Source organism: Bradyrhizobium sp. STM 3809 (genome assembly GCF_000239795.1).
Classification (GTDB): domain Bacteria; phylum Pseudomonadota; class Alphaproteobacteria; order Rhizobiales; family Xanthobacteraceae; genus Bradyrhizobium.
The window spans coordinates 1-3,848 of record NZ_CAFJ01000072.1 but is presented as its reverse complement, the minus strand read 5'-3'; the positions used below and the strand labels follow the sequence as shown (position 1 = coordinate 3,848).

Here is a 3,848-nt window from a genome sequence, read left to right as displayed (position 1 = left end):
GCCGCGCCACCTACGCCGTGACCGTCGAGCCGGAGGGCGGCTCGCCGACCGGGCAGGCCACGGGGCCGATCGTCTTCACCGGCAAGCTGATCGAGACCGTGCCGCCGGGCAAGTGAAGCAAAGCGGAAAAAAGAAAACGCCCGTGGGGAGCGGGCGTTTTCGGTAGTCGACTTGGGGTTGGGTCTACTACATATCCACGCGGCCAGTTGGGGGGCTGTGAGAACCGCGTGAATTCCGGGAATTCCTGTCAGCGAACGACCGACGCCTCCGAACTGGACACCGCGACCGGCTTGCCGGCCTTGATCACCTTTGCAGTCTGCGTGTAGTTCGGCTCCGCATTCAGGCGGGCCGAGATGCCGAGGCCGGCCACTGCGATGCCAGCCACGAGCGCAACCACCACGATCTTGAGGTGGGTCGTCCGATCCGCGCTGTAAATCGAGTGGTTCATGGAAGCCTCCTGCCGTCTTCCGTCCTTCGCTGATTCGTGTGAGCCGGGCTCGTTCCGGTTCATCGTCTCGCCTGCAAGAACGTAGGAAACCTCGATTCCGTTTCGTAGTGGTCATCACAAGCGTGTGATAAGGCGTGATGCCTCGCGATCGCAGATAGCTTAAACATGAATAATTCATTCGAAAACAAAGGCTTGATGGTTAGTTCGGTCTGCGGCGGAAAAATCAGCCACCTAACGCAAAATTAAGAAATCAGTTGCCTGTGGCGGTAAAGCACAGGTGGGTTTGCTTGGAAAAGCGGCAAAACCGGCCTGCTGCGCCGGTCCTGCACTCAATAACTTCGGAATGACTCGCAGGTTCCGGAGCCCTTCCCTTACACGCTTCCGACCGTCTTCAGCCGCGCCCGCGGGTGGATCTCGGCCTGCGACAGCACGGTGGTCTGGGCGCGGAAGCGCTCCACCAGCGAGCGGACGAACGGCCGGATGGACGCCGAGGTGACCAGGACCGGCGACTCGCCCTCGCGCGCGGCGCGCTCGAAGGCGTCGCGGGTCGCGGTCATGAACTCCGACAGCTTCGAGGGCTGCATCGCGAGGCTGCGCTCCTCGCCCTGGCCGATCAGCGATTCCGCAAACGCCTGCTCCCACTTCGGCGACAGCGCGATCAGCGGCAGGTAGCCCATCGGCGAGGTGTTCTGCGCGCAGATCTGGCGGGCGAGGCGGGCGCGGACATGCTCGACGATCGTGGCCGGGTTGCGCGAGAAGGCCAGCGCGTCCGCGATGCCTTCCAGGATCGTGGAGAGGTCGCGGATCGAGATCCGCTCGGACAACAACAGCTGCAGGACCCGCTGAATGCCGGAGATCGTGATCTGTGTCGGCACGATGTCCTTGACCAGCTCGCTCTGCTCCTTCGGCAGCTCCTTCAGCAGCTTCTGCACCTCGCCATAGGAGAGCAGGTCGCTCATGTTCGCCTTAAGCAGCTCGGTGAGGTGCGTCGACAGCACGGTCGCGGCATCCACCACGGTGTAGCCCTTGAGCGTCGCTTCCTCCTTCAGGCCGGCGTCGACCCAGGTGGCCGGCAGGCCGAAGGTCGGCTCCGTGGTGTGGATGCCGGGCACCGTGACCTGGTTGCCGCCGGGGTCCATGACCATGAACTGGCTCGGCCAGATCTTGCCGGAGCCGGCGTCGACCTCCTTGATCTTGATGATGTAGGTGTTGGCCTCGAGCTGGACGTTGTCGAGGATGCGCACCGACGGCATCACGAACCCCATCTCGATCGCCAGCGAGCGCCGCAGCGCCTTGATCTGGTCGGTCAGCCGGTCGGTGCCATCGGGCGCGTTGACCAGCGGCAGCAGCGCGTAGCCGAGCTCAATCTTGAGATCGTCGATCTTGAGTGCGGCGGAGATCGGCTCCTCGGCGGCCGCGGCGCGGGCCGCCGCTGCGGCGGGCGCGGCGGCTGCGGCGACCTCCTGGGCCTTCGCCACTTCCTTGTGCCGGCGCGCCTTCAGCGCGAGCGCGGCGGCGCCGCCGCCGAGCGCCAGGAACGGGATGGTCGGAATGCCCGGCAGCAGCGCGAGCACCAGCATGACCGCCGCGGACATGCCGAGCGCCTGCGGATAGCCCGAGAACTGCCTGATCAGCGCCTTGTCGGCGGCGCCGGTGACGCCCGCCTTGGACACGAGCAGGCCGGCCGCGGTGGAGACGATCAGCGCCGGCACCTGGGTGACGAGGCCGTCGCCGACGGTCAGGGTGGTGTAGGTGCGGGCCGCTTCGCCGAAGCCCAGGCCCTGCTGGGCGACGCCGATGATGATGCCGCCGACGATGTTGATGAACACGACCAGCAGGCCCGCGATGGCGTCGCCGCGGACGAATTTCGAGGCACCGTCCATCGCGCCGAAGAAGCCGCTTTCGTCCTCCAGCTCCTTGCGTCGGGCCTTGGCCACCTTTTCGTCGATCAGGCCGGCGGACAGGTCGGCATCGATCGCCATCTGCTTGCCGGGCATCGAGTCCAAATGGAAGCGGGCCGCGACCTCGGCGATACGGCCCGAGCCCTTGGTGATGACGACGAAGTTCACCGTCACCAGGATCGCGAACACGATAATGCCGATGACGAAATTGCCGCTCATCACGAAGTTGCCGAATGCCTCGATGACGTGGCCGGCGGCATCGGTGCCCTCGTGGCCGCGCGACAGGATCAACCGGGTCGAAGCCAGGTTGAGCGACAGCCGCAGCATCGTCGAGATCAGCAGGATGGTCGGGAACGACGAGAATTCCAGCGGGGTCTGGATGAACAGGGCGGTCATCAGGATGAGGATCGACAGCGTGATCGAGATCGCCAGGAACAGGTCGAGCACGATCGACGGCAGCGGCAGGATCAGCACCACCAGGATGGTGAGGATGCCGAGCGCCAGCGCGATGTCGCCACGCAGGATCAGCGTCTTGATGTCGCCGATCGAAAAACCGCCGGCCGGTGACCCGGCCCCCTGCCCCGCCGTGACGTCGACCATGGCTTTCGCCCCTTCCCGCGGGCCGCGTTTGCCGGCCCCAAACGACTGCGCGGCGGCCACAGGACCACCGTTTCGAAACTGAGGTACCGCGCTGGCGTCCACGGAAGCTCTCCCCCGTCAACTGCACCCAACCACGACACGCACATTCCCACCCGGCAATTTTTGCCCGGTGGATGGTTAGCGTTCGGTTAACGGCGGTTAACGAAAGGTTGCGCGAGAAGGCGATGCGCGCTCCTGCCGCAGGCCGGATACGCCGCACTATCCGGGCCTCGCCCTTCGAGACGACTGCCTTCGGCAGTCTCCTCAGGGTGAGGGGAGATGCCGGGTCGCAGGGTTTTAAAACTGTAAACCGGCGCCTGGTCCTTCCGACACGTGCCCGGCGCATGACCAATGTGCGGCTCCGGCTTCGGACCCATCTCCTCATGGTGAGGAGCGTCGCGCTTGCGGCGCGTCTCGAACCATGAGGCCCTTGGCGCTGCAACCTGGCAGCCAACGAGCCATTCCGTCTCGCAGACATGCGCGATCGTCTCCCGCAGCGGATCGCGCCCGAGTCGTGCATCAGGTCCGCCCTCGACATGTGGAGGGCGCAGGGAAGGCCGGGCGCCAGCCGCGCCCGTGGCCCGCCTGCAGCAAAAAAGCAGGCGGCAGTCACCACAGGTCTGGCCGAGAACACCCGGCCTTCCCTGCGCGACGGTTGGAACGGCTTATACGTGGTCTCCCTGGTGCGCCGGGCTCTTTGGCCACCATGTCGCGACAGAGCGCTTGCGCGCCCTGCGCTGGATACCAGCATCGGGGTATCAGGACCGCACGACTTCGCCGTGCGCAACAAACCGTTCGTCCGCGCGGCCCGAAGCCACGCTGCGATTCGCTGCGCCCATCGCATCCCACCTCCCACGTCT

General features: G+C 65.6%; 2 protein-coding genes and 1 pseudogene. 1 reads left to right on the top strand and 2 read right to left on the bottom strand.

What is annotated here, in order from left to right; all coding sequences use genetic code 11:
- Positions 1-116, top strand: a pseudogene (locus BRAS3809_RS37725) (anti-sigma factor); the annotation flags it as partial.
- Positions 117-247: 131 nt separating this feature from the next.
- Here BRAS3809_RS37725 and BRAS3809_RS03510 read toward each other — a convergent pair.
- Both BRAS3809_RS03510 and flhA read right to left on the bottom strand, forming a co-directional pair.
- Positions 248-448, bottom strand: coding sequence for a hypothetical protein (locus BRAS3809_RS03510; RefSeq protein WP_008960728.1), 201 nt, complete (start codon positions 446-448; stop codon positions 248-250).
- Positions 449-819: 371 nt separating this feature from the next.
- Complete coding sequence (flhA, locus tag BRAS3809_RS03505; protein WP_008960727.1) at positions 820-2,949, bottom strand: flagellar biosynthesis protein FlhA; 2,130 nt, start codon at positions 2,947-2,949, stop codon at positions 820-822.
- Between the last annotated feature and the right edge of the window lie 899 nt (positions 2,950-3,848).

Coding starts and splice junctions, on each gene's coding strand:
- BRAS3809_RS03510 (WP_008960728.1), bottom strand. CDS start 448: ATGAACCACTCGATTTACAGCGCGGATCGGACGACCCACCTCAAGATC.
- flhA (WP_008960727.1), bottom strand. CDS start 2,949: ATGGTCGACGTCACGGCGGGGCAGGGGGCCGGGTCACCGGCCGGCGGT.